17 protein-coding genes and 1 pseudogene are annotated in these 20,872 nt (G+C 59.6%); 3 read left to right on the top strand and 15 right to left on the bottom strand.

Translation table 11 applies throughout. The annotated features are described in order from the left end of the window. Positions 1 to 6: 6 nt before the first annotated feature. The 4 genes from arcC to arcD (AC3ITY_RS26335) all read right to left on the bottom strand — a co-directional run bounded on the left by arcC (position 7) and on the right by arcD (AC3ITY_RS26335) (position 4,890). Positions 7 to 936 carry a carbamate kinase gene (gene arcC, locus AC3ITY_RS26350; RefSeq protein ID WP_489305936.1) on the bottom strand — a complete coding sequence of 310 codons (930 nt, stop codon included), beginning with the start codon at positions 934 to 936 and terminating at the stop codon, positions 7 to 9. A gap of 156 nt (positions 937 to 1,092) precedes the next feature. Then, positions 1,093 to 2,103, bottom strand: a complete 1,011-nt coding sequence (locus AC3ITY_RS26345; protein WP_046042231.1) for an ornithine carbamoyltransferase — start codon at positions 2,101 to 2,103, stop codon at positions 1,093 to 1,095. A 69-nt stretch (positions 2,104 to 2,172) separates the two neighbouring features. Then, entirely contained in the window at positions 2,173 to 3,429 is a 1,257-nt protein-coding gene (gene arcA, locus AC3ITY_RS26340; RefSeq protein WP_489305934.1) for an arginine deiminase, read from the bottom strand. A gap of 33 nt (positions 3,430 to 3,462) precedes the next feature. Beyond that, entirely contained in the window at positions 3,463 to 4,890 is a 1,428-nt protein-coding gene (gene arcD, locus AC3ITY_RS26335) for an arginine-ornithine antiporter (protein WP_489305932.1), read from the bottom strand. A gap of 440 nt (positions 4,891 to 5,330) precedes the next feature. Here arcD (AC3ITY_RS26335) and arcD (AC3ITY_RS26330) point away from each other — a divergent pair, with 440 nt between their 5' ends. Together arcD (AC3ITY_RS26330) and AC3ITY_RS26325 are read left to right on the top strand one after the other, a co-directional pair. Then, entirely contained in the window at positions 5,331 to 6,758 is a 1,428-nt protein-coding gene (gene arcD / locus AC3ITY_RS26330; RefSeq protein WP_489305930.1) for an arginine-ornithine antiporter, read from the top strand. Then, entirely contained in the window at positions 6,755 to 7,618 is an 864-nt protein-coding gene (locus tag AC3ITY_RS26325) for a DNA-3-methyladenine glycosylase family protein (RefSeq protein ID WP_489305928.1), read from the top strand. The genes arcD (AC3ITY_RS26330) and AC3ITY_RS26325 overlap by 4 nt, the downstream gene beginning before the upstream one ends. A 130-nt stretch (positions 7,619 to 7,748) precedes the next feature. Here the strand turns inward: AC3ITY_RS26325 and AC3ITY_RS26320 are convergent, their stop codons facing one another. The 3 genes and pseudogenes from AC3ITY_RS26320 to AC3ITY_RS26310 all read right to left on the bottom strand — a co-directional run. Next, a complete protein-coding gene (locus AC3ITY_RS26320) occupies positions 7,749 to 9,098 on the bottom strand; it encodes a CoA transferase (protein WP_489305926.1) in 1,350 nt (449 codons plus the stop codon). 84 nt (positions 9,099 to 9,182) lie between these two features. Then, entirely contained in the window at positions 9,183 to 9,938 is a 756-nt protein-coding gene (locus AC3ITY_RS26315; protein WP_489311005.1) for a methyl-accepting chemotaxis protein, read from the bottom strand. Positions 9,939 to 10,040: 102 nt separating this feature from the next. Beyond that, a pseudogene (locus AC3ITY_RS26310) lies at positions 10,041 to 11,057 on the bottom strand (methyl-accepting chemotaxis protein); the annotation flags it as partial. A 564-nt stretch (positions 11,058 to 11,621) separates the two neighbouring features. Here AC3ITY_RS26310 and AC3ITY_RS26305 point away from each other — a divergent pair. Next, on the top strand, positions 11,622 to 12,578 hold the full coding sequence (locus tag AC3ITY_RS26305) for a hypothetical protein (RefSeq protein WP_489305924.1): 957 nt from the start codon (positions 11,622 to 11,624) through the stop codon (positions 12,576 to 12,578). A gap of 61 nt (positions 12,579 to 12,639) precedes the next feature. Here AC3ITY_RS26305 and AC3ITY_RS26300 read toward each other — a convergent pair whose 3' ends face one another. The 8 genes from AC3ITY_RS26300 to gap form a co-directional block, all read right to left on the bottom strand. Then, complete coding sequence (locus AC3ITY_RS26300; protein ID WP_489305922.1) at positions 12,640 to 13,374, bottom strand: hypothetical protein; 735 nt, start codon at positions 13,372 to 13,374, stop codon at positions 12,640 to 12,642. Between the two features lie 147 nt (positions 13,375 to 13,521). Further along, positions 13,522 to 13,911, bottom strand: coding sequence for a YbaN family protein (locus AC3ITY_RS26295; RefSeq protein WP_489305920.1), 390 nt, complete (start codon positions 13,909 to 13,911; stop codon positions 13,522 to 13,524). 175 nt (positions 13,912 to 14,086) lie between these two features. Then, positions 14,087 to 14,695, bottom strand: coding sequence for a biliverdin-producing heme oxygenase (locus tag AC3ITY_RS26290; RefSeq protein ID WP_489305918.1), 609 nt, complete (start codon positions 14,693 to 14,695; stop codon positions 14,087 to 14,089). Between the two features lie 114 nt (positions 14,696 to 14,809). Beyond that, positions 14,810 to 17,377 (bottom strand): TonB-dependent receptor, encoded by a 2,568-nt coding sequence (locus AC3ITY_RS26285; protein WP_489305916.1) that lies wholly within the window; start codon positions 17,375 to 17,377, stop codon positions 14,810 to 14,812. A gap of 122 nt (positions 17,378 to 17,499) precedes the next feature. Continuing rightward, the gene (locus AC3ITY_RS26280; protein WP_489305915.1) at positions 17,500 to 18,465 is read right to left on the bottom strand and encodes a FecR family protein; all 966 of its coding nucleotides are present in this window, start codon (positions 18,463 to 18,465) and stop codon (positions 17,500 to 17,502) included. 120 nt (positions 18,466 to 18,585) lie between these two features. Beyond that, positions 18,586 to 19,104: an RNA polymerase sigma factor gene (locus tag AC3ITY_RS26275; RefSeq protein ID WP_223458002.1), complete on the bottom strand. Its 519-nt coding sequence runs from the start codon at positions 19,102 to 19,104 to the stop codon at positions 18,586 to 18,588. A gap of 77 nt (positions 19,105 to 19,181) precedes the next feature. Then, on the bottom strand, positions 19,182 to 19,646 hold the full coding sequence (locus tag AC3ITY_RS26270; RefSeq protein ID WP_057713543.1) for a methylglyoxal synthase: 465 nt from the start codon (positions 19,644 to 19,646) through the stop codon (positions 19,182 to 19,184). Between the two features lie 17 nt (positions 19,647 to 19,663). Continuing rightward, positions 19,664 to 20,665 (bottom strand): type I glyceraldehyde-3-phosphate dehydrogenase, encoded by a 1,002-nt coding sequence (gene gap / locus AC3ITY_RS26265; RefSeq protein WP_150726688.1) that lies wholly within the window; start codon positions 20,663 to 20,665, stop codon positions 19,664 to 19,666. Positions 20,666 to 20,872: the final 207 nt, after the last annotated feature.

Genomic DNA, 20,872 nt, shown 5'->3' with positions numbered 1-20,872 from the left:
CTCTCCTTACAAGTAGGTAATGCCAGGTGTTGCCGTACTGATGCGCGTACCGGCCTTGCCCTGGACGATCGCTTCGATGTCCGCGAGCGAACCGATCACTGCGACTTTTCCAGTATGGCGCGCGAATTCGCAGGCTGCCTGCACCTTTGGTCCCATGGAGCCGGCGGCGAAGCCGAGTTTTTCCATTTCGTCGGGGTGGGCCTGGGCGATGGCTTTCTGCGTGGGTTTGCCAAAGTCGATGAAGGCGGCGTTGACGTCGGTGGCGATCACCAGCAGATCGGCTTCAAGCTGTTCGGCCAGCAGTGCCGAGCACAGGTCTTTGTCGATGACCGCTTCGACGCCCTCGAGTTTGCCGGGCGAGGTATACATGGTCGGAATGCCGCCGCCGCCGGCGCAGATCACGATGCTGCTTTTTTCCAGCAGCCATTTGATCGGACGGATTTCGAAGATGCGTTTGGGTTTTGGGCTGGCGACCACGCGACGGTATTTGTCGCCGTCCGGGGCAATGGCCCAGCCTTTTTCGGCGGCCAGTGCTTCAGCTTCATCCTTGGTATAGACAGGGCCGATGGGTTTGGTGGGGTTCTTGAAGGCAGGGTCATTGGCATCGACTTCGACCTGGGTCAACAGGGTCGCGAAGGGCACTTCGAAGTCCAGCAGGTTGCCCAGTTCCTGTTCGATGATGTAGCCGATCATGCCTTCGGTTTCGGCACCGAGCACGTCCAGCGGATAGGGCGAAACCGAGGTGTAGGCTGCCGCCTGCAATGACAGCAGGCCGACCTGAGGGCCATTGCCGTGGGCGATGACCAGTTGGTTGCCGGGATGGATCTTGGCGATCTGTTCGGTGGCGATCCGGATGTTGGCGCGCTGGTTGTCAGCGGTCATGGGTTCGCCCCGGCGGAGCAGGGCATTACCGCCCAGAGCTACGACGATACGCATGGTGCTAGTCCTTCTGAACAAAGAGGTAAGCGGGAGACTCGATCCGTTTGTGGGAGCGAGCCTGCTCGCGAAGGCGATGTGTCAGTCGACATCAATGCTGAATGTCTAACCGCAATCGCGAGCAGGCTCGCTCCCACATTGACCGGGCTCCGTTCTTTAGAGGTCAGCCAGCGTCGACACCAGAATCGCCTTGATGGTGTGCATGCGGTTTTCCGCTTGCTCGAAGGCGATGCAGGCTGGCGACTCGAACACGTCATCGGTCACTTCGATGCCGTTCTTCAGGTGCGGGTACTGCTCGGCAATCTGCTTGCCGATCTTGGTGTCGCTGTTGTGGAACGCCGGCAGGCAGTGCATGAACTTGGTGCGCGGGTTGCCGGTGGCTTTCATCAGTTCGGCGTTGACCTGATACGGCAGCAGTTGCTGGATGCGCTCGGCCCAGGCTTCGACCGGCTCGCCCATCGACACCCACACATCGGTGTGGATGAAGTCCACGCCCTTGACCGCCGCTTTCGGGTCTTCGGTGAGGGTGATGCGCGCGCCGCTTTCTTCTGCGTACTGTTTGCAGCGAGCCACCAGGTCGTCCGCCGGCCACAAGGCTTTTGGCGCGCAGATGCGCACGTCCATGCCGAGTTTGGCGCCGATCAGCAGCAGTGAGTTGCCCATGTTGTTGCGCGCGTCGCCCAGGTAGGCGTAGCTGATCTCGTGGATCGGCTTGTCGGCGTGTTCACGCATGGTCAGCACGTCGGCGATCATTTGCGTCGGGTGATATTCGTCGGTCAGGCCGTTGAACACAGGTACGCCGGCGAACTTGGCCAGTTCCTCGACGATTTCCTGTTTGAAGCCTCGGTACTCGATGGCGTCGTACATGCGCCCGAGCACACGTGCGGTGTCCTTCATGCTTTCCTTGTGGCCGATCTGCGAGGAGTTCGGGTCGATGTAGGTGACGTTGGCGCCCTGGTCATAGGCGGCGACTTCGAACGCGCAGCGGGTGCGGGTCGAGGTCTTTTCGAAGATCAGCGCGATGTTGTTGCCCTTGAGATGCTGCTGTTCGGTGCCGGTGTACTTGGCACGTTTGAGGTCGCGGGACAGGTCGAGCAGGTAGCGCAATTCGCGAGGGGTGTGGTGTTCCAGGCTCAGCAGATTGCGGTTATGGATATTGAACGCCATTTTGGATCTCCTTAAGTGTCGATTATCCCCCTGGCCTGCACTCGGTAAGTGCAGGCCAGGGCTAACAGGTTAGTAGTCGATCGGGTCGCGGATGATCGGGCAGGTCATGCAGTGGCCGCCGCCCCGTCCCCGGCCGAGTTCGCCGGCGCTGATGGTGATGACTTCCACCCCGGCCTTGCGCATCAGGGTGTTGGTGTAGGTGTTGCGGTCGTAGCCGATGACCACGCCTGGCTCCACGGCCACCACGTTGTTGCCGTCGTCCCATTGCTCGCGTTCGGCGGCGAAGCTGTTGCCGCCGGTCTCGACCACACGCAACGCTTTGAGGTTGAGGGCCTGGGCCACGGTGTCGAGGAAGTTGGTTTCCTCGCGGCGGATGTCGATGCCACCCGGCTTGCTTTCATCAGGGCGCAGGGTGAAGGCGACAATCTGGTTCACCACTTCCGGGAAGATCGTGACGAGGTCGCGATCGCAGAAGCTGAACACGGTGTCCAGGTGCATCGCCGCGCGGGATTTCGGCAGGCCGGCGACGATCACTTTCTCGACGGCCTTGTTTTTGAACAGGTTCACCGCCAGTTGGGCAATGGCCTGGCGCGACGAGCGTTCGCCCATGCCGATCAGTACTACGCCGTTGCCGATCGGCATCACGTCACCGCCCTCAAGGGTGGAGTTGCCATGGTCTTTGTCCGGGTCGCCGTACCAGATCTGGAAGTCGGCGTTGGTGAACTCGGGGTGGAACTTGTAGATGGCAGTGGTCAGCAGGGTTTCCTGACGGCGTGCCGGCCAGTACATCGGGTTGAGGGTGACGCCACCGTAGATCCAGCAGGTGGTATCGCGGGTGAACTGGGTGTTGGGCAGCGGCGGCAGGATGAAGCTGGAGTTGCCGAGGAAGTCGCGGAACATCTCGATGGCCTTGCCGCCGAAACTGGTGGGCAAATCATCGCCCGATACGCCGCCGATCAGGAACTCGGCGATCTTGCGCGGCTCCAGGCTGCGCAGCCACGAGGCCGTTTCGTTGATCAGGCCCAGGCCCACCGAGTTGGCGGTGATCTTGCGTTCCAGAATCCAGTCCAGGGCTTCGGGAATGGCGACGATGTCGGTCAGCAGGTTGTGCATTTCCAGTACATCGACGTTGCGTTCGCGCATCTTGGTGACGAAGTCGAAGTGGTCGCGCTTGGCCTGGGCCACCCACAGCACATCATCGAACAGCAGTTCATCGCAGTTGTTCGGGGTCAGCCGCTGATGGGCCAGGCCGGGGGAGCAAACCATGACTTTGCGCAGTTTGCCGGCTTCGGAATGGACGCCGTACTTAACTTTTTCCTTGGTCATTACAGTGATCCTCCAGTTGACTAAACAGGGTAGTTACAGAGTCAGGAAGCCGTCATAGAGACCGTAGGCCGCCACCACGGCGCCGACGACCACCGCAGCGAAAATCAGCTTCTCGACGTTGGTGAATACCGGTTTGTTGATTTCCAGCTTGGCCTTTGCAAAAAGGATCACGCCGGGGGCGTAGAGCAAGGCGGACAGCAACAGGTACTTGATGCCGCCGGCGTACAGCAGCCAGATCGCGTAGATCAGGGCCACGGCGCCGATGATGAGATCCTTCTGCCGCTCGCCCGCCGCGCCTTCGTAGCTTTCGCCACGCACCGCCAACAGCAAGGCGTAGGCCGCCGACCACAGGTAAGGCACCAGGATCATCGAGGTGGCGAGGTAGATCAGCGACAGGTAAGTGCTGGCCGAGAACAGTGTGATGATCAGGAAAACCTGCACCATGGCATTGGTCAGCCACAGGGCGTTGACCGGTACATGGTTGGCGTTTTCCTTGCGCAAAAACGCCGGCATGGTGTGGTCCTTGGCGGCGGCGAACATGATCTCCGCGCACAGCAGCACCCACGACAGCAACGCCCCCAGCAACGAGATGATCAAGCCGACGCTGATCAGCACCGCGCCCCAGTGACCGACCACGTGTTCCAGCACGGCGGCCATTGACGGGTTCTGCAGTTTGGCCAGTTCCGGCTGGGTCATGATCCCCAGCGACAGCACGTTGACCAGGACCAAAAACAACAGCACGGTGACAAAGCCGATCACGGTGGCTTTACCCACATCGCTGCGTTTTTCCGCGCGGGCCGAAAAGATGCTCGCGCCTTCGATGCCGATGAACACCCACACGGTGACCAGCATCATTTTGCGCACCTGGTCCATCACGCTGCCCAGGTCCGGGTTCTTCAGGCCCCAGATGTCGGCGGTGAAGATGTCCAGTTTGAAGGCGAACAACGCGATCAACATGAACAGCAGCAGCGGCACGATCTTGGCGACGGTGGTCACCAGGTTGATGAACGCTGCTTCCTTTATTCCTCGCAGTACGAGGAAATGTACGGCCCAGAGCAGCACCGAGGCACCGATCACGGCGGCAGGGGTATTCCCCTCCCCAAATAGCGGAAAGAAGTAGCCGAGGGTGCTGAACAAAAGTACGAAGTACCCCACGTTGCCCAGCCAGGCACTGATCCAGTACCCCCAGGCGGACGAGAAGCCCATGTAGTCGCCGAAACCGGCCTTGGCGTAGGCGTAGACCCCGCCATCAAGATCGGGTTTGCGGTTGGCCAGAGTCTGGAACACGAACGCCAGGGTGAGCATGCCGACGGCGGTGATCGCCCAACCGATCAGAATGGCGCCGACATCCGCACTGGCGGCCATGTTTTGTGGCAAGGAAAAGATCCCGCCACCAATCATCGAACCCACGACTAACGCAACCAGCGCGCCGAGTTTCAGTTTTCCGGGAGCTTCAGACATTGCATGACTCCAATGCAGGAGAAGAGAGGCAACAGACTAATTCTGTTGGCTATCCAATCAGCTGACTTGGATCACTAAATGAGAGCGTTCCCAGGTTGTTGGCGGAGTGCCATCATTCGCAAGGCGGCTGTCTGTAATGCTTGTTCTAGAGCCTTTTGTACATTATTTAATTACTTTTAGAGTTTGTTTCGAATTATGACGCTAGTTGGTTTTTGAGAATTCGCAAATTTTCCTCGTGGGTTTTTTGTACAAAATTGATGTATTAGAAAAACGTATACAACAAATGATTATATCGGCGCCTCTAATAGCCGTTTTGTGCAAGTAAAAGACGTATGTTGGCGTTATCCAATAAACGTTATTACTCTTCAACAGTTTAGTTGACGCCCGTTATGTGACGATGTCGCGGCAGTTGTCGCCCCCCCCAAAATGGAGATGCAACGATGGCGCAATCACCGAACAAGCTTCGCCTGAGCGCATTGATCGCGTTGGTGGTGGGTTCGATGATCGGCGGCGGGATTTTTTCCCTGCCGCAAAACATGGCGGCCAGGGCCGATGCCGGGGCAATCCTGATCGGTTGGGCAATCACTGCCGTCGGAATGCTGACCCTGGCGTTTGTGTTCCAGACCCTGGCCAACCGCAAGCCGGAGCTGGACTCCGGGGTGTACGCCTATGCCAAGGCCGGGTTTGGCGACTACATGGGCTTTTCTTCGGCCTGGGGCTACTGGATCAGCGCCTGGCTGGGCAACGTCGGCTACTTCGTGCTGCTGTTCAGCACCCTCGGTTATTTCGTACCGGTCTTTGGCGAAGGCAACACGCCGATCGCCATCGTCTGCGCTTCGGTGCTGCTCTGGACTGTGCATTTTGTGGTGATGCGCGGGATCAAGGAGGCGGCGTTCATCAACCAGGTGACCACCGTGGCCAAGATCGTGCCGCTGATCATGTTCATCGTGATTGCCGCCGTGGCGTTCAAGGCGGACATCTTTACCCTCGATATCTGGGGGCGCAACAACCCGGAATTCGGCAGCGTGATGGATCAGGTTCGGCACATGATGCTGGTCACCGTGTTCGTGTTCATCGGTATCGAGGGCGCCAGTGTCTATTCGGCCCGGGCAGAGAAACGCTCCGACGTGGGCCGGGCGACGGTGATCGGGTTCATTGGGGTGTTGGCGCTGCTGGTGCTGGTGAACGTGCTGTCGCTGGGGATCATGACCCAGCCACAACTGGCGAAACTGCAGAACCCCTCGCTGGCGGCGGTGCTTGAACATATCGTCGGCCCCTGGGGGGCGTTGCTGATCAGTGTCGGCCTGGCGATCTCACTGTTGGGGGCCTTGTTGTCCTGGGCGCTGCTGTGCGCCGAAATCCTGTTCGCCACGGCGAAAGACAAAACCATGCCGGCATTCCTGACCAAGGAAAACGCCAACCGTGTGCCGGTCAATGCGATGTGGCTGACCAACTCGATGATCCAGCTGTTCCTGCTGATCACCCTGTTTTCCGCCGGCACCTACACCAGCCTGATTTATCTGGCGTCCTCGATGATTCTGGTGCCGTACCTGTGGTCGGCGGCCTATGCGGTGTTGTTGTGCGCGCGGGGTGAAACCTACCAACAGGCATCCGCCGAGCGGATCAAGGATCTGCTGATTGGTGGTATCGCCCTGGGCTACGCGGTGTGGTTGCTGTATGCCGGCGGCCTGAAGTATTTGCTGCTGTCGGCGTTGCTGTATGCGCCGGGTGTGATCCTGTTTGCCAAGGCACGTAATGAGCAAGGCAAACCACTGTTCACGGTGGTCGAGAAAGGTATTTTCACCTGTGTCATCGGTGGTGCGGGGCTGGCCGCTTATGGGTTGTACAGCGGGTTGCTCAGTCTGTGAGGTTGTTGCTGGCGTATCAACCACCCTATGACTGGCCGGCGATGCTGGGGTTCTTGTCGGCGCGGGCGATCGTTGGCCTGGAAACGGTGGTCGAGAGTGTCTACTCGCGCAGCATCGATTTGCATGGCGTTCACGGTACGTTTTCGATCCAGCCTGCTACATCCGATGCACTTGAGTTGAGCCTGGACTTTCCAGAGGCTGCTGCCGTGCCCGAGATCGTTGCGCGAGTGCGGCAGATGTTCGACCTGGATGCCGACCTGTCCACGATTCACCGGCACCTGGCGGTTGATCCGCTGATGGCGCGGTTGATTGCCAAGCGCCCGGGCCTGCGCGTACCGGGGGCGTGGGATGGGCTGGAACTGGCGATCCGTGCGGTACTGGGACAACAGATTACGGTGGTGGCGGCGATCCGGTTGGCGGGCAAACTGGTTGCGCAGTACGGCACGCCGTTGAGTTCAGCACTGCCGGGATTGACCCATGTTTTTCCCCAGGTCAGCGTTTTGGCAGACGCAGATCTGGCAGCGCTGGGCATGCCGAAGAGCCGAGGCCGGACCTTGTCGGGGGTAGCTCAGGCACTGCTCGATGATCCGCAATTGTTTGAGCCCGGTCGGGAGGGGGGCGTAGCGCGGTTGCTGGCCTTGCACGGGATTGGTGAATGGACGGCGCAATACATTGCCTTGCGTCAGTTGCGGGAGATGGATGGGTTTCCCAATGGCGACGTGGGGCTGATCAATGCGTTGGCAGCGCTGGAGGGTGGGCCGGTGACAGCAAAGCAGTTGTTGTTGCGGGCCGAAGGGTGGCGGCCTTATCGAGGGTATGCGGCGCAGGTGCTGTGGACTTCGTTGAGTCGAGTGGACTGAGCTGATCCGGTTTTTGTGTTGCTGTTTCTGGCGCCATCGCGAGCAGGCTCGCTCCTACAGTTGACTGAGTTCTAGCTGACGTACGCGATCGAATGTGGGAGCGAGCCTGCTCGCGATGGCTATCTGAAAGTCACCACCACTGCGCGGGATGTGAACCCAGTTCAGTCGCGGGCAATGCCCACTGTAGCGGCGTCCCGATGATTTTCAGAGGCACATGCAACCGATACGCCGGCCCCCACGGTGTCTGCTCCACCACTATTCCCTGATCCTTTTTATCCTCTGCGCGCAGCGGCTCATCCGGGCCGACATCTTGCTTGATCAACAACCTCGCCGTACGTGCCAACGACAATCGCGCCGAGCCCCCCGTAGCGTCGTTCAACCGCTGTGCCAACAACTGAATCGCACTGGCCGCCATCAAATACCCGGTGGCGTGGTCGAGGGCCTGCACCGGCAAAGGCGTCGGTTTGTCCGCCTGCTTCCAGCGCATGCCCGCTTCGGCAATGCCACTGCTCATCTGCACCAGGCTGTCGAAGCCCCGCCGGTTTTGCCAGGGCCCGCTCCAGCCATAGGCGTTGAGGCAAACATCGATCAGGCCGGGGTTCAGTTGCCGGCGCTCATTGATGCCCAGGCCAAGTCGCTCCAGCGCATCGGCGCGATAGCCGTGGAGCAGGATGTCGGCGTCCTTGAGCAGGCATTCGAATACGCCGCGGTCGGACCTGTCGTTCAGATCAAGACGCGCGCAGCGTTTTCCCAAGGTGACTTCCGGCACCACCCCAGGCTCGCTCCAGGTCGGCGGATCGATGCGCAAGACGTCGGCGCCCAGGCCGGCCAGAAAGCGGCTGGCGATGGGGCCTGCCAGTACTCGGGTCAAGTCCAGCACCTTGATGCCGGCCAATGGGCGAGCAACAGAACCTGTCCACGGTTTGCGGCTCTGGCTTGGGTGGTTGGCGAACAGAATCAAGGGTTCGGCATTTACCGCCTGTCCTTGAGGATGGGTCTGCCATTGCTCCCAGGTGCGCATTTCTGCCGCACAGCCACCGGCATCGACCACCGCCTGCTCCAGCTCGCTTTTCGCCCATTGCGCGACTTTGCCGGTCATCGCTGCTCGGTCGGCACAGGCGCCGAGCACGCTTTCGGCAGCGGCGCGGTGATGAGGCGCGTTGGTGTGCAGGCGAATCCAGCCATCACGGGTGGCGTAGTCACCGGCGATTGGGTCCCACAACGGCGGAACGCTCCAGCCAAGCGGGCGAATCGAGGTTGCGAACCAGAATGATGCGAGGCGTCGGTCAACTTCAAGGTCGGGCAGGTGTCCGGTTTGCTGGTGCAGCAGTTCGCTGGCGGCCTGGCCGGCGGCAGCGATGCTGGCGCAGGCCAGATCCGTGACGGCAAACGCCGAGGGCAGGGCGCCGCTGGACGTGAATGGAATCGGGGTGTGAGGCAAACCGAGTGCGGCTTGAATGGACGTGAGCAGATCAGTCATCGAAGGGCCCTCCGGAGCGAGAGCCCGAGCTTAGATCAAAAAACTGAGGCCAGATGAAATCCCTCTGTGGGATGTGGCGATTGTTTAAACGCGGAACTGATCCATCAACTTCATTTGCTGGGTAGTCAGGGCATTGAGCTGGCTGCTGATCTGCGCCGATTCGGTGGCCTGGCCGGTCAGGGTTTCGGTGACGGTGCGGATCGCCGAGACGTTGCGGTTGACCTCTTCGGCCACGGCGCTTTGCTGTTCGGCGGCGCTGGCGATTTGCAGGTTCATGTCGCTGATCACGGTGACCGCATCGCTGATCTTGCCCAAGGCCTGGACCGCCTGCTGGATCTGCCCGGCGTTGCTGTGGGCCTGGGTCTGGCTTGAATGCATGGTGGCGACCACGCCGCGGGTGCCGGACTGGATGCGTTCGATCACCAGGCGAATTTCTTCCACCGAATCCTGGGTACGCTTGGCCAGGTTGCGCACTTCATCGGCGACCACAGCAAAGCCTCGACCGCTTTCACCGGCACGGGCGGCTTCGATGGCGGCATTGAGCGCCAGCAGGTTGGTCTGTTCGGCGATGCTGCGAATCACCTCCAGCACCGAGCCGATCTGCTCGCTGTTGACCGCGAGGGCTTCGACTTCGGTCACGGCCTTGCTGACCTCTTCGGCCAGTTGATTGATGTCGCGGGTGCTGCGCTCGATGATCGACATGCCGTCGCGGGCCGACTGGTCGGCACCCTTGGCGGCGTTGGCCGCGTTCGAGGCGCTGTTGGCGACATCGTGGGCAGTGGCACTCATTTCGTTGGAGGCTGTGGCGACCTGGTCGATTTCGCGGAACTGCACCTGCATGCCTTCACTGGTCTGGCGGGCGATTTCCGAAGACTGGTCGGCCGTGCCACGGGCATCGGTGATGCTTTGCTTGATCTGCGCGATGGTCGGTTGCAGTTTGTCGAGGAAGCGGTTGAACCAGCTCACCAGTTCGCCCAGTTCGTCCTGCTTGCTGTAGTGCAGGCGCTGGGTCAGGTCGCCGTCGCCACTGGCAATCGCCTTGAGCATGTCGGCCACGCTGTTGATCGGCCGGGTCACGCCCGACGCAGTGAGCCACATCAGCAACAGCCCGAGCAGGCCGGCAATCACTGCCACCGACAGCGCCTTGAGCGTGCCGCTTTGCTGGGCATCGTCGAGTACCGCTTGCAGCTTCACCGAGTCGGCCAGCAGCACTTGTTTGGGCAGGTCGATCACCACGGCCCAGGCCTTGGCATCGGCAATCGGGCTGACCGGGTACACCGCGCGGATCAGGTCGCCTTGCTGGAGAATCTTCGGCGCGCCAACGCTGAGCAATTGCAGGATGTCCTTGCCTTCGGCACCCAGGGTGTCACCGATGTTCTTGCCGACTTTACCGGCATCGACACTGTAGGCGGCCAGCACGCCAGTGCCGGAAACGATGAGCATGTGCCCGGCACTGTTGAACAGGTCGCGCTGGGAGTCGACCGCCGCCGCTTGCAGGGCATCGAGGGCGATGTCGATACCGACCACGCCGATGGACTTGCCATCCACCAGCAGCGGTACGGAAATGGTGGTCATCAACACTTCCTTGTCGCCGACAGTATCGGCGTAGGGGTCGAGCAGGCAGGTGCGTTTGCTGTCCCGCGGGCAGGTGTACCAGACGTTGTACGGCGTGCCGCTGAGGTTCAGGGTGGTTTTGGTCATGTCCTCTTCGACCATGATCGTGTTGAGGGCATCCCCTCCGGCGCGGCTCCAGTAGGTGGCGAAACGGCCGATCTCGTTGGACTGGCGGGCGGCGTCATTGGCGAACTCGCTGTCCTTGCCGTCCAGGCCGTTGGGTTCGAACGCCAGCCAGATACCCAGCACCTTGCCATTGCGTTCGAAGGCGGTTTTCAGGCTCTGGTTCAGCTCTTCACGCAGGGCGCCGGGCTCGAGGGAGCGCTTGGCGGCCAGGGTGCGCATGTCCTTGATCTGGTCGGCCAGGGCGGTCACCACCGTCAGGGTTTCACCGAAGGTCTTCTGCACCCGCACCGCTTGCTCGGCGGCTTTGGCCTGGAGCAGATCCTGCACACTGGCGGTGAGCATTCTGCTGCTGGAATCGCTGACCAGGTCATCGTTCTGATTGGTCTGGTAGATGTTCATGCCCACTATCAAGGCGACGACGCCAAGCAGGCACAGACCGGACAGCAGGACGATTTTCAGGCGGATGGACAGTGAGTCGAACATAGGGCGAACTCGCGAATGGATGAAGTGTTGGCTGTGGGCTGTTGCGGCTCACTCGCTAAATCCATTTAGCGCCGATCAATGCACATCGGCGTGGCACTGAGGTTACATGAGGGGCAACTCGACGAACGGTAGTGGTTGAACGTTTGCGCAGAAAAATGTGCCGAAAATGGGGGTAAAAATAGGAAAAGTCACGGATGGACGGTGATCAATTTGGCATCGACGTCCAGGGTGCTTTTTGCGCTTTAAATGAAGTTCACGAAATACATATGTACCGCTTCTCATTAAGGGCAGACCGATTAAATGCAGATGCCACCTCGGTGGAACGCTTCCGGAAGTTTTTGCTTCTGGCATCTGACAGTAAATAATGAGAAAGCCATCATGTGTATTACTTGCATTAAAAGGACCGGGTTGCGCTCGGTGTTGTTTTTTTGGGGGATGTTATTGGCGGCAGGTGCGGCACCTGCCATGTCTTTTCTGAACTCGGCAGCTATTTCGGGTATCGCCTCTCAAATACCCTCGGCGGCCACGGTACTGCCGGACAAACTGAACACTATCGAGGAAAGTCTGGCTGACGAAACGGATGTGAAGCAATACAGCTTCATGGCGGTGCGGGGACAGAATGTGTGGATCCATGCGAGGGATCTGAACGACCGGCCATTGACGCTGGAATACAATCGCGATGGAAACTGGGCCGTAATCCCTTGGGGTACACCCTTAACGGTTTCTGGCTTGCAGCCGAGTCAGGAAGTTCAGGTTCGCATCTCTAAGAATCCATCTGCCCCGTTCGTGGCGGGTGATATCTACAAGCTCGAGTTTGGCTCAGCACCTTACTACGCCGACAGTCGCGTCCAGGGCGATACCGGTGATCTGCGGCACTACTGGGCGACTACGCAGGCCTACAGGGTCTTGAATTGGTCGGTCCGGTTGAGGGATTCGACCGGGCAACCGCTCGAAGGTGCTACCGCTACCTTGATATTGAACAAGGAGGCGGGGGCGGATGATGAAAGGTTCGACCTTATAACGGACAGCACTGGTAGCGCTGCGCAAGCCCTTGAGTTGGGCAGGTGTTATGGCCAGTTGAAGTCTGATCCTTTCTGGACCAGCAGTGGCAAGTATCGCTATAAGTGGGAAGTTGAATACAACCTGGGGTATTGGTTGATCCAGGTTCAACGCAAAGAGGATTCGGGGGTGGGAGGTTACAACGTGCGGAACGTTTCATTTGCTCAGATATGCTATCAAAATATGTTGCGTAACTAGGCCTGTTATATTCCCGGCAACGCGGTAGTGCACACCCGCGTTGCCGGGTTTTATCAAACGATCAGGCTTCGATGTGTAGCCCCTGCCTTTTTTCAAACGGATACTTTTCAGCGTTTTTATGCAATTGATCCAGCCAGGAGTTTGAATTTCTCAGGTCCAGCGCGCCTTCGTTCAGCAATAATCCATAGTCAATCATCTTATGGAAGTTTCGCAGGTCAAGATTCACCTTGCCTTCGAACTGTGGTTTATCCATCTGGACCAGTTCGATCACGAACTTGGCATGCTTGAGTGTCAGGGTTTGCAAACCTTTGGTCTCGTTCAACAGGGTATTCAATATCTCCTCATCCCTGGCAGTCAGTGTGTCGGGGGGCGAAGTGACTTTCAACTGACCGTCTTCGGCCACGGTGAAGCCCATTACGTTATTGGCCAAGCCAGACCATTTGCTTTGCAGGTCTTTTTTGAAGTCGGAGTAAACCCCTTCCATTTTTTTGAGCGTCAAATTTGCGTAGAATTCATGATGCCTAATCATTGAATGTCTGTAGCTTTTTATCCGAGGGGGTAGGTCAGTGAACTCGTTATGTGGTTCGAGCGCATTCAAAAACTCATCCACCTCATTCAGTTTTTCGCTGCTGAGATTTCTAGCTTCACTTTGAGGAGCTCGGAGTTTCTCGATGGTCAACCTTAACCTGTCATTCATTACCGGAATGTCGACTTTCTCAGGCTGGGCTTTTTCCGTGTTCGCCTTCACTGTTTGCGGATACGGAACTTGAAAAGGTGCAGCGGCACTTATATTCATGTCAGCTTCTCGTTATGGGGGTTCATGGTGCTTAACGGCCAAACCCGGTCATGGATGAGCTGATAAGCGCGTAGGAGAAATCCGAACAGGAAGTAGGTACTTTCAAGTGTGCCGTTGCCGGCTGATACAGGGCGTTTTGAAGAGGTTTCAGGTGGCTTGCGGCAATGATTCCGGTCGCGACCAGATCCACAGATTGCCCAGTCCCATCCCGGCAATTGCCAGGTAAATCGGCCAACCGTGATCGAGCATCACCAACATAAGACCGGCACATAACAACATGCTGACCGTGGCGCTGATTTTTGCCCGGCGCGCGATGATCTTGCCGTTGCGCCAGTTATGGAGGATGGGGCCGAACAGCCGATGGTTTTCCAGCCAGGCACTCAGGCGCGGCGAACTGCGGGTCGCGGCCCAGGCGGCCAGCAGGATGAATTCGGTGGTTGGCAGGCCGGGTATGACGATGGCGATCAGGCCGATGCCCAGGCTGACGTAGGCCAGCAGGCCGAAGAGGAGGCGGGAGAGTTTTGAGGAGGTGGGCATGGGCTCTGGGGTGGCGTGTGACGCTGAATGGAGATCTTACAGATTCACCCGGCCCTTTGTGGGAGCGAGCCTGCTCCGGGCGGCGATCCGACGATAGCGGAGTATCAGTCGACAATAATGCTGTCTGGAATACCGTCATCGCGAGCAGGCTCGCTCCCACAGGGTCGGTGTTGTGTCAGGCGACTTCCGGTGCGCTGGCGTAAGCCTGCTCCAGCAACACGGTAAAACGATTGAACGCGTCAATGGCGCCTTTTTCCACTTCGGCTTCTTCCTGGGCGCTGAATGCCAGGCCGTCCAGGGTCTTGACGAAGCTCTTCCAGCCTTCAGCGCGGCCACCGGCCGGTTCGCCGAGGTGGCGGGCGCCGAAGGTTTCGCTCAGGCCAAGGCCCACGGCACGCTTGATCAGGAACGCCGCCCCGAGCTTCGAGCCTTCCGAAACAAAGATCCAGCCCAGGGCTTCGGCCTGGGTCGGGTTCCTCAGCGCACCGGCCACAGGTGCTGGCACCTCGGTGTCCAGGTCCGCGAGGTCGGCCCTGGCTGCATCGGCACGGCAGCGGGCCGGCAGGTCCGGGACGATGGCGGTCAGTTCGGTATCGTTGTACAGCGACACCAGCTCCGACTGGAACAGGTACTGCGCCACCACGAAGCGGGCGAAACTGGCCGGGGTTTCAAACGGGGCATGGGCCTTGACCAGGGCATCGAGCTTGCTGTGCGGCTCGTTGGTGATCTGGTTCAAACGTTGCGAACGCAGGTTGGGGCGTTGTTCGGTGGCCTGGGTAGTCATGGCAATTCCTTGGAGAAAGAAGAGGCGCTTGGTAACGAGACGAACAAGAAGGCGCCTGACAGTAAAAAATCCTCACCGGGCGGCTTGATGTAACCGCCCGGCGAGATGAGCGGATCAGATATCCCAGATCAGGTTGACCGCAAAATTGCGACCCGGCTGGGTCAGGCGATCGAGGTTGGCCGGTTGGGTCACCGAGGCTTCGCCGACGCTGTCGTAGCCGCGCACGTCATCCCACAGCCAGTATTTCTTGTCGGTGAGGTTGTAGACGCCGCCGCTGACGGTCACGTCGTCGGTCACTTTGTAGAACGCACTCAGGTCCAGAATGCCGAAGCCGGGCGTCTTGAACTGGGTGCTGGTGCCGTCCGGGGTTTTGAAACTGCTGCTGTCGACGCGGTCCTTCTTCTTCACCAGCGTCCAGCTGAGCAAGCCGCCGTAGGTGTCCTGGTCGTAGCCGAGGCCGAATACGCCGGTCAGCGGGTTGACGCTGTTGAGCGGCTCGCCGTTGTCGTCGTTGCGCCCGTAGGCATAGGCCACCGAGCCTTGGGTGTAGAGACCTTGCGGCGCGCCGAAGGCGTCGAGGTTCAGGCGGCCCTTGACCTCGGCACCCTTGATGGTGGCGTGCTTGATGTTGTTGCTCTTGAAAATGGTCTCGCTATAGCCGGGCGTGATGGCGTTCTCGTTGATGAAGTCGCGGTACTTGTTGTAGAACACCGCCATGTCAAACGAGCCCTGCTCGAAGTTGCCGCGCAAACCCGTCTCGTAACTTTTGCTTTTTTCCGGTTCCAGGTCCGGATTAGGCGCTACCCGATAGCCGCCAGCGATGTTTTCGAAACGACCATACAACGCCTTGGCGGTCGGGGTGCGGAAGCCTTCGGCGTATTGGCCGAACCAGGTGTAGTGGTCGTTGAAGCTGTAGGTGGTGCCGAACTTCGGCGACAGGCGATGCCAGGTCTTGGTCTCGTCGCTCACCACGCCGTTGCCGCTCTGGTCGGCGGTGGCCAGGAACTCTTCGGTGATGTGCGGCTTGAGTTCGGTGTAGTCGTAGCGTGCACCGGGCAGGAAGGTCCAGTTGCCCCAACTGATCTGATCCTGGGCGAACAGGCTGTAGCTATTGATGGTCGGGTCCGGGAAGTCACTGGCGGGTTTCAGCGTGTCGAGGGCGCTAGGGGCACCGATGACCCGGCAGGCTCCGGCCACGGTCAGGCAAGTGCCAGTGCCGGTACGCAGGCCGGTGACTTTGTCCTGCTTGATGGTGGTGCCATAGGTGACGAAGTGATCGGTATCGGCGATGGCAAGCGACTTGTCAGCCTGGGCGTCGAATACCCATTGGCGATCCTTGTAAGTCGTATCGCGGTTACGCAGCACGGTCCGCGACGGCGGCGCGTAGATTTCCTCGGTGCTCTGGTCGGTCTTGGCGATCTGGTAGTTCAACGACCACTTGATGTTGTCAGCCAGCGCGCTGTCCAGACCGAAGCTGTGTTCCAGGCCAAAGCGTTCGCGGGTGATCGTGTCGTTACCGGTACGGGACTTATAGAAGCCCATACCGCGTCCGGCATTGAACGGGCCGCCCACCGCACTCAATTGATTGGTGTCGCGGTCGGCCTTGTAATGCTCGTAGGTCAGGCCCAGGCGCGAGTCGTCAGCGTAATTCCAGCCCAGTTTGGCCAGCACGCTGGTGGTGCGCACGTCCTGGGGGTTGGCTTCAGTGCGGTTCAGGCCAGTGCCGCCGGTTTCGCCAAATGACTCTGTTTCATGACCGTTGCGTTGACTGAGATGCAGCAGGCCGTCGAACTCGCCGGTACGGCCGGCGACGGTGCCGGAAGTCAGCCAGCTGTCGTCGGCGGAGCTGTAGCCGGTTTTCAGACGTGCGCCGACATCCTTGCCCGGTTTGATGATGTCGTCCGGGTCCAGCGTGTAGTAGCTGACCGCACCGCCAATGGCGCTGCTGCCATACAGCACCGACGCTGGGCCCCGGAGAATTTCCACTCGCTTGACGATTTCCGGGTCGACATAGTTGCGGTTGGTCTGGGCATACGGGCCATTGAAGAAACCGTCGGGCACCTGAACGCCATCGACCTGGGTCAGCACGCGGTCGCCATCGATGCCGCGAATGTTGTAGCCCGTGATGCCGGCGCGTTGGCCTGAACCACCCACCGAAACACCGGGTTCGTAGCGCACCAGTTCCTTGATGGTATTGACGTTATTGCGGTCCAGATCTTCGCGTGTGTAGACAGAGACTGTGCTCGGCACGCTGTTCACAGCCTGTTCGTTACGGGTGGCGCTGATGGTGACCTGATCCAGATTGAGGACGCTGCTACCGCTGCGTTTTTCCAGAACGATGCTGTTGTTGCCTAGCTTGCGATAGCTCAGGTTGGTCCCCACCAACAGGCGCTCCAGGGCTTTCTCCGGCGACAGCGAACCGCGTACTCCCGGCGAGGCCACACCCTGTGCCAGCTCCGACGATACGCCGACCTGCCAGCCCGTCACGGCGGTAAAGGCATTGAGTGCCGACACCAGTGACTGCTGGGGAATGGCGAACGAATAGTCGCCCATTTTGCGGGTCGATTGCTCGGTGGCGGTGGCGGCCATGAGCGGTGCGGTACCGGCCATAAGGATGGCGGCGGTCAGCAGCGACAGCACGCGGGAAGGTGTAGGGGGTTGGCGGGTAAGGCGAGGGGACATCGATAGCGCTCCGTGTCGCACGAATCTTTATAGGTGCTGATCGGCATGGTGAGATGCGAATCAATTGCATTGGCTATAACGAGACGTACGGGGTTTGGCTATCGAGTAAAAATAATTCTCATTCAGTTCAGGATGACCAGCGCCGGGAATTCCTGGAGCCGTGCCGAGGTGATATGGGCCAGGGAGCGAACCACGTCCAGCGGCTGTTCGAGGCGGTAATTGCCGGTCACGGTGACATCGGCCAACTGTTCGTTGTTGTTGATGATCCAGCCCGGGTAGTAGCGGCGAAGTTCTGCCAGCACCTGGTTCAGCGGGCAGTTTTCGAACACCAGTCGCCCCTGGACCCACGCCAGGTCGGTGGCGGTATCCAGCTTGGCCGGGCGGTCGAATCCGTTGGGGCCGATGCGAATGCTTTCCCCGGCGGACAAGCGCACCCGCGCGTCATCCCGGGTGGCGCGCAAGTCGACATCCCCGCGTTGCACCCGCACCTGCGCCACGCCGTCGAGGTAGCGCACGGCAAATGCGGTATCGCGAACGCTGGCCGTGACCGGTCCGGCGTCGATTTCCAGTGGTTGGCCGCGATTGGCCTGGACTTCGAAAAACGCTTCGCCCTGATACAGGCGGGCAACACGTTGCTGGCCGTTGATGGTGCTTGAGAACGCCGAATTGGTATTGAGCAGGACCCTGGAACCGTCCTCCAGTTGCAGGCGCTGGCGCTCGCCGACCACGGTCAGGTGATCGGCCTGCAGGCGCATTGGCAAACTGCTGAAACTGAACAGCCCGAGCAGCAGCACGGCGGCAGTGGCCAGTGGTTTCCAGTGCGGACGCAGACGGGCGAGGACAGTGACTTTCGCCGGACGGGCGGCCAGGTTTTGCGCGCACTGCGCCACTTGCGGGCCGTCCCAGATCGCCTGGGCCTTGGCGAACGCCTGGGCATTCAACGGATCGGCGTCGAGCCACGCATGGAACTGGCGGGTCTGCTCCGCGTCGGGACTGCCGAGCACGATCAGCCAGTCCAGGGCCTGGTCCATCGCGCTTGCGGGGTCCTGCGCCGATGAAGGCTCAGGGGAGCGGTGGTTGTCCGTCACGGTGTTTCCTCGGCAGTGTCTGTGCACGGCTGTTTTTTTAGTGAAGCGTAAAAGTGGGCCAAGGGTAGCAAAGCCTGATGATCAGTGCAGTCGGTCCAGGTAGGCGCAAGGTCCTGGCGCTCAGTTGGTGTTCAAGCGATCGGCAACCCCGATGCAGATCGACATGATCAGTTTGAGTTCTTTCTGCACGGTACTGAGGGACACGTTCAGCTCGTCGGCGATTTCCTGGTAGCTGTGCCCGTGCAGGCGGCTGAGGATGAAAATCCGCTGTTGGCGGGCGCTGAGTTCACTGAGGCTCACGTTCAGGCGCTCCAGCAATTGTTCGGCGTGGGCGGCGTCTTCGGCACTGCTGGTGGGAGCGGCGATGCTGTACACCACCTCCTGCGGCACGTCGTCGACCATGGTGCGCGAGTGGATACGCCGCGCGCGCAAATGGTCCAGCGCCAGGTTGCGCGCCGTCTGGAAGACAAAGGGCTCAAGATGATCGATGGCCCGTTCGCTCAATGCACGGGTCACCCGCAGGTAGGTTTCCTGCAGGAGGTCTTCAGCGGTGCTGTGATTGTTGACCATCCGTTCCAGCGTGCGCAGCAGGGAGGTGCGCTGGGCGAGGAAAACGTGGTTGAAGCGCGATTGACTCACGGGAGAACCTGATCCATTTCGAGTAAATGATAATGCTTATCATCTACTCGAATGGTCAAGTACTGATTTGTGAAGCTTTACGCGCGCCCCTGCAAATAGGTGGCGTAATCGGGAATCCGATGGAGGTGCGCCTGATCCATCAGCGGGCTGCTGAGCAGATAGTCGGCGCTGCATTCGTTGCACGCCACCGGGATGTTCCACACCGCCGCGACCCGCAGCAATGCCTTGATATCCGGGTCGTGGGGCTGGGGTTCGAACGGGTCCCAGAAAAACACCAGCATGTCGACCCGCTGCTCGGCGATTTGCGCACCGAGCTGTTGGTCGCCGCCCAGTGGCCCGCTGATCATGCTTTGCACCGGCAGGTCGAGGCGTTGTTGCAACAACAACCCCGTGGTGCCGGTGGCGACCAGATCATGCTGGGCCAGTCTGTCTTTTTGCCGTTCGGCCCAGTCCAGCAAGAACACCTTGCAGTGGTCATGGGCGACCAGGGCGATACGCTTGCGCGCCGCCATGGTCTTTTGCGTAAAGCTGATGCCGATCATCGATGGTTGCTCCGGGCTTATTCAGCGTTGCACAGCGCCAGGCAGTTATCGAGCATGCGGTTGGAGAAGCCCCATTCGTTGTCATACCACGCCAGCACCTTGAGCAGCTTGCCGGTGGATTTGGTGTGGTTGGCGTCGAAGATCGACGACAGCGGGTTGTGGTTGAAGTCGCTGGAGACCAGCGGCAGGGTGTTGTAGCCAAGGATCTTCGAGTGCTGGCTGGCTTCTTTCATCAGCGCATTGACTTCCTCTGCGCTGGCTTCTTTTTTCAGATGCACCGTCAGGTCCACCAGCGACACATTGATCACCGGGACGCGCACCGACATGCCGGTCAATTTGCCCGCCAGTTCCGGCAGCACCAGGCCCACCGCTTCAGCAGCACCGGTCTTGCTCGGGATCATGTTCTGGGTGGCCGAACGGGCGCGGTACGGATCGACGTGATAGACGTCGGTCAGGTGCTGATCGTTGGTGTAGGCGTGGATGGTGGTCATCAGACCGCTTTCGATTCCCAGCTCGCGATGCAGCACCTGGGCCACCGGGGCCAGGCAGTTGGTGGTGCACGACGCGTTGGAAATGATCTGGTGTGACTGGCGCAGAATGTCGTGGTTCACCCCGTAAACCACGGTAGCGTCGGCGCCTTTGGCCGGGGCCGAGATGATCACTTTGCGCGCGCCCGCCGTAATATGCGCGGCGGCTTTGGCCCGATCGGTGAACAGACCGGTGCATTCGAACACCACATCAATCTTTTCCGCGGCCCAGGGCAGGTCGGCCGGGTTGCGGATGGCGCTGACCGAAATGCGGTCGCCGTTGACCGTCAGGCTCTCCTGATCGTGCTGGACATCGGCATCGAACGTGCCGTGAACGGTGTCGTACTTGAGCAGATGAGCATTGATCGCGCTGTCGCCCAGGTCGTTGATGGCGACGATCTGCAGATCCTGACGGTAGCCCTGGGTATAGAGTGCGCGCAGGACATTACGGCCGATGCGGCCAAAACCATTGATTGCGATTCGAAGAGTCATAGTGCGGCGCTACCGTCGTTTTGTTGTTGGAATTACAAGATTATTCGTAAAAAAATAGAAAACAAGCCTTTTTGATGGCAATATTTTGTTCGATCTACAACGAGTGACCTGAATCAACTGGTCCAAATGGTCAAATAAACCGTCTGTCATCCCATCGACACCGGCCTTTGATCAGCATAGACAATCAGGTCGCCACATCCGTTAGCC

This window comes from Pseudomonas sp. GL_091, assembly GCF_057837725.1.
The sequence above is the reverse complement of the archived record's forward strand: the minus strand, read 5'-3'. Positions and strand labels throughout refer to the sequence as shown.

Excerpts from the sequence above, each read along its gene's own strand:
- arcC (WP_489305936.1), bottom strand. The coding sequence starts at position 936 with ATGCGTATCGTCGTAGCTCTGGGCGGTAATGCCCTGCTCCGCCGGGGC.
- AC3ITY_RS26345 (WP_046042231.1), bottom strand. The coding sequence starts at position 2,103 with ATGGCGTTCAATATCCATAACCGCAATCTGCTGAGCCTGGAACACCAC.
- arcA (WP_489305934.1), bottom strand. The coding sequence starts at position 3,429 with ATGACCAAGGAAAAAGTTAAGTACGGCGTCCATTCCGAAGCCGGCAAA.
- arcD (WP_489305932.1), bottom strand. The coding sequence starts at position 4,890 with ATGTCTGAAGCTCCCGGAAAACTGAAACTCGGCGCGCTGGTTGCGTTA.
- arcD (WP_489305930.1), top strand. The coding sequence starts at position 5,331 with ATGGCGCAATCACCGAACAAGCTTCGCCTGAGCGCATTGATCGCGTTG.
- AC3ITY_RS26320 (WP_489305926.1), bottom strand. The coding sequence starts at position 9,098 with ATGACTGATCTGCTCACGTCCATTCAAGCCGCACTCGGTTTGCCTCAC.
- AC3ITY_RS26315 (WP_489311005.1), bottom strand. The coding sequence starts at position 9,938 with ATGCAGGTGCAGTTCCGCGAAATCGACCAGGTCGCCACAGCCTCCAAC.
- AC3ITY_RS26305 (WP_489305924.1), top strand. The coding sequence starts at position 11,622 with ATGCAGATGCCACCTCGGTGGAACGCTTCCGGAAGTTTTTGCTTCTGG.
- AC3ITY_RS26300 (WP_489305922.1), bottom strand. The coding sequence starts at position 13,374 with ATGAATATAAGTGCCGCTGCACCTTTTCAAGTTCCGTATCCGCAAACA.
- AC3ITY_RS26295 (WP_489305920.1), bottom strand. The coding sequence starts at position 13,911 with ATGCCCACCTCCTCAAAACTCTCCCGCCTCCTCTTCGGCCTGCTGGCC.
- AC3ITY_RS26290 (WP_489305918.1), bottom strand. The coding sequence starts at position 14,695 with ATGACTACCCAGGCCACCGAACAACGCCCCAACCTGCGTTCGCAACGT.
- AC3ITY_RS26285 (WP_489305916.1), bottom strand. The coding sequence starts at position 17,377 with ATGTCCCCTCGCCTTACCCGCCAACCCCCTACACCTTCCCGCGTGCTG.
- AC3ITY_RS26270 (WP_057713543.1), bottom strand. The coding sequence starts at position 19,646 with ATGATCGGCATCAGCTTTACGCAAAAGACCATGGCGGCGCGCAAGCGT.
- gap (WP_150726688.1), bottom strand. The coding sequence starts at position 20,665 with ATGACTCTTCGAATCGCAATCAATGGTTTTGGCCGCATCGGCCGTAAT.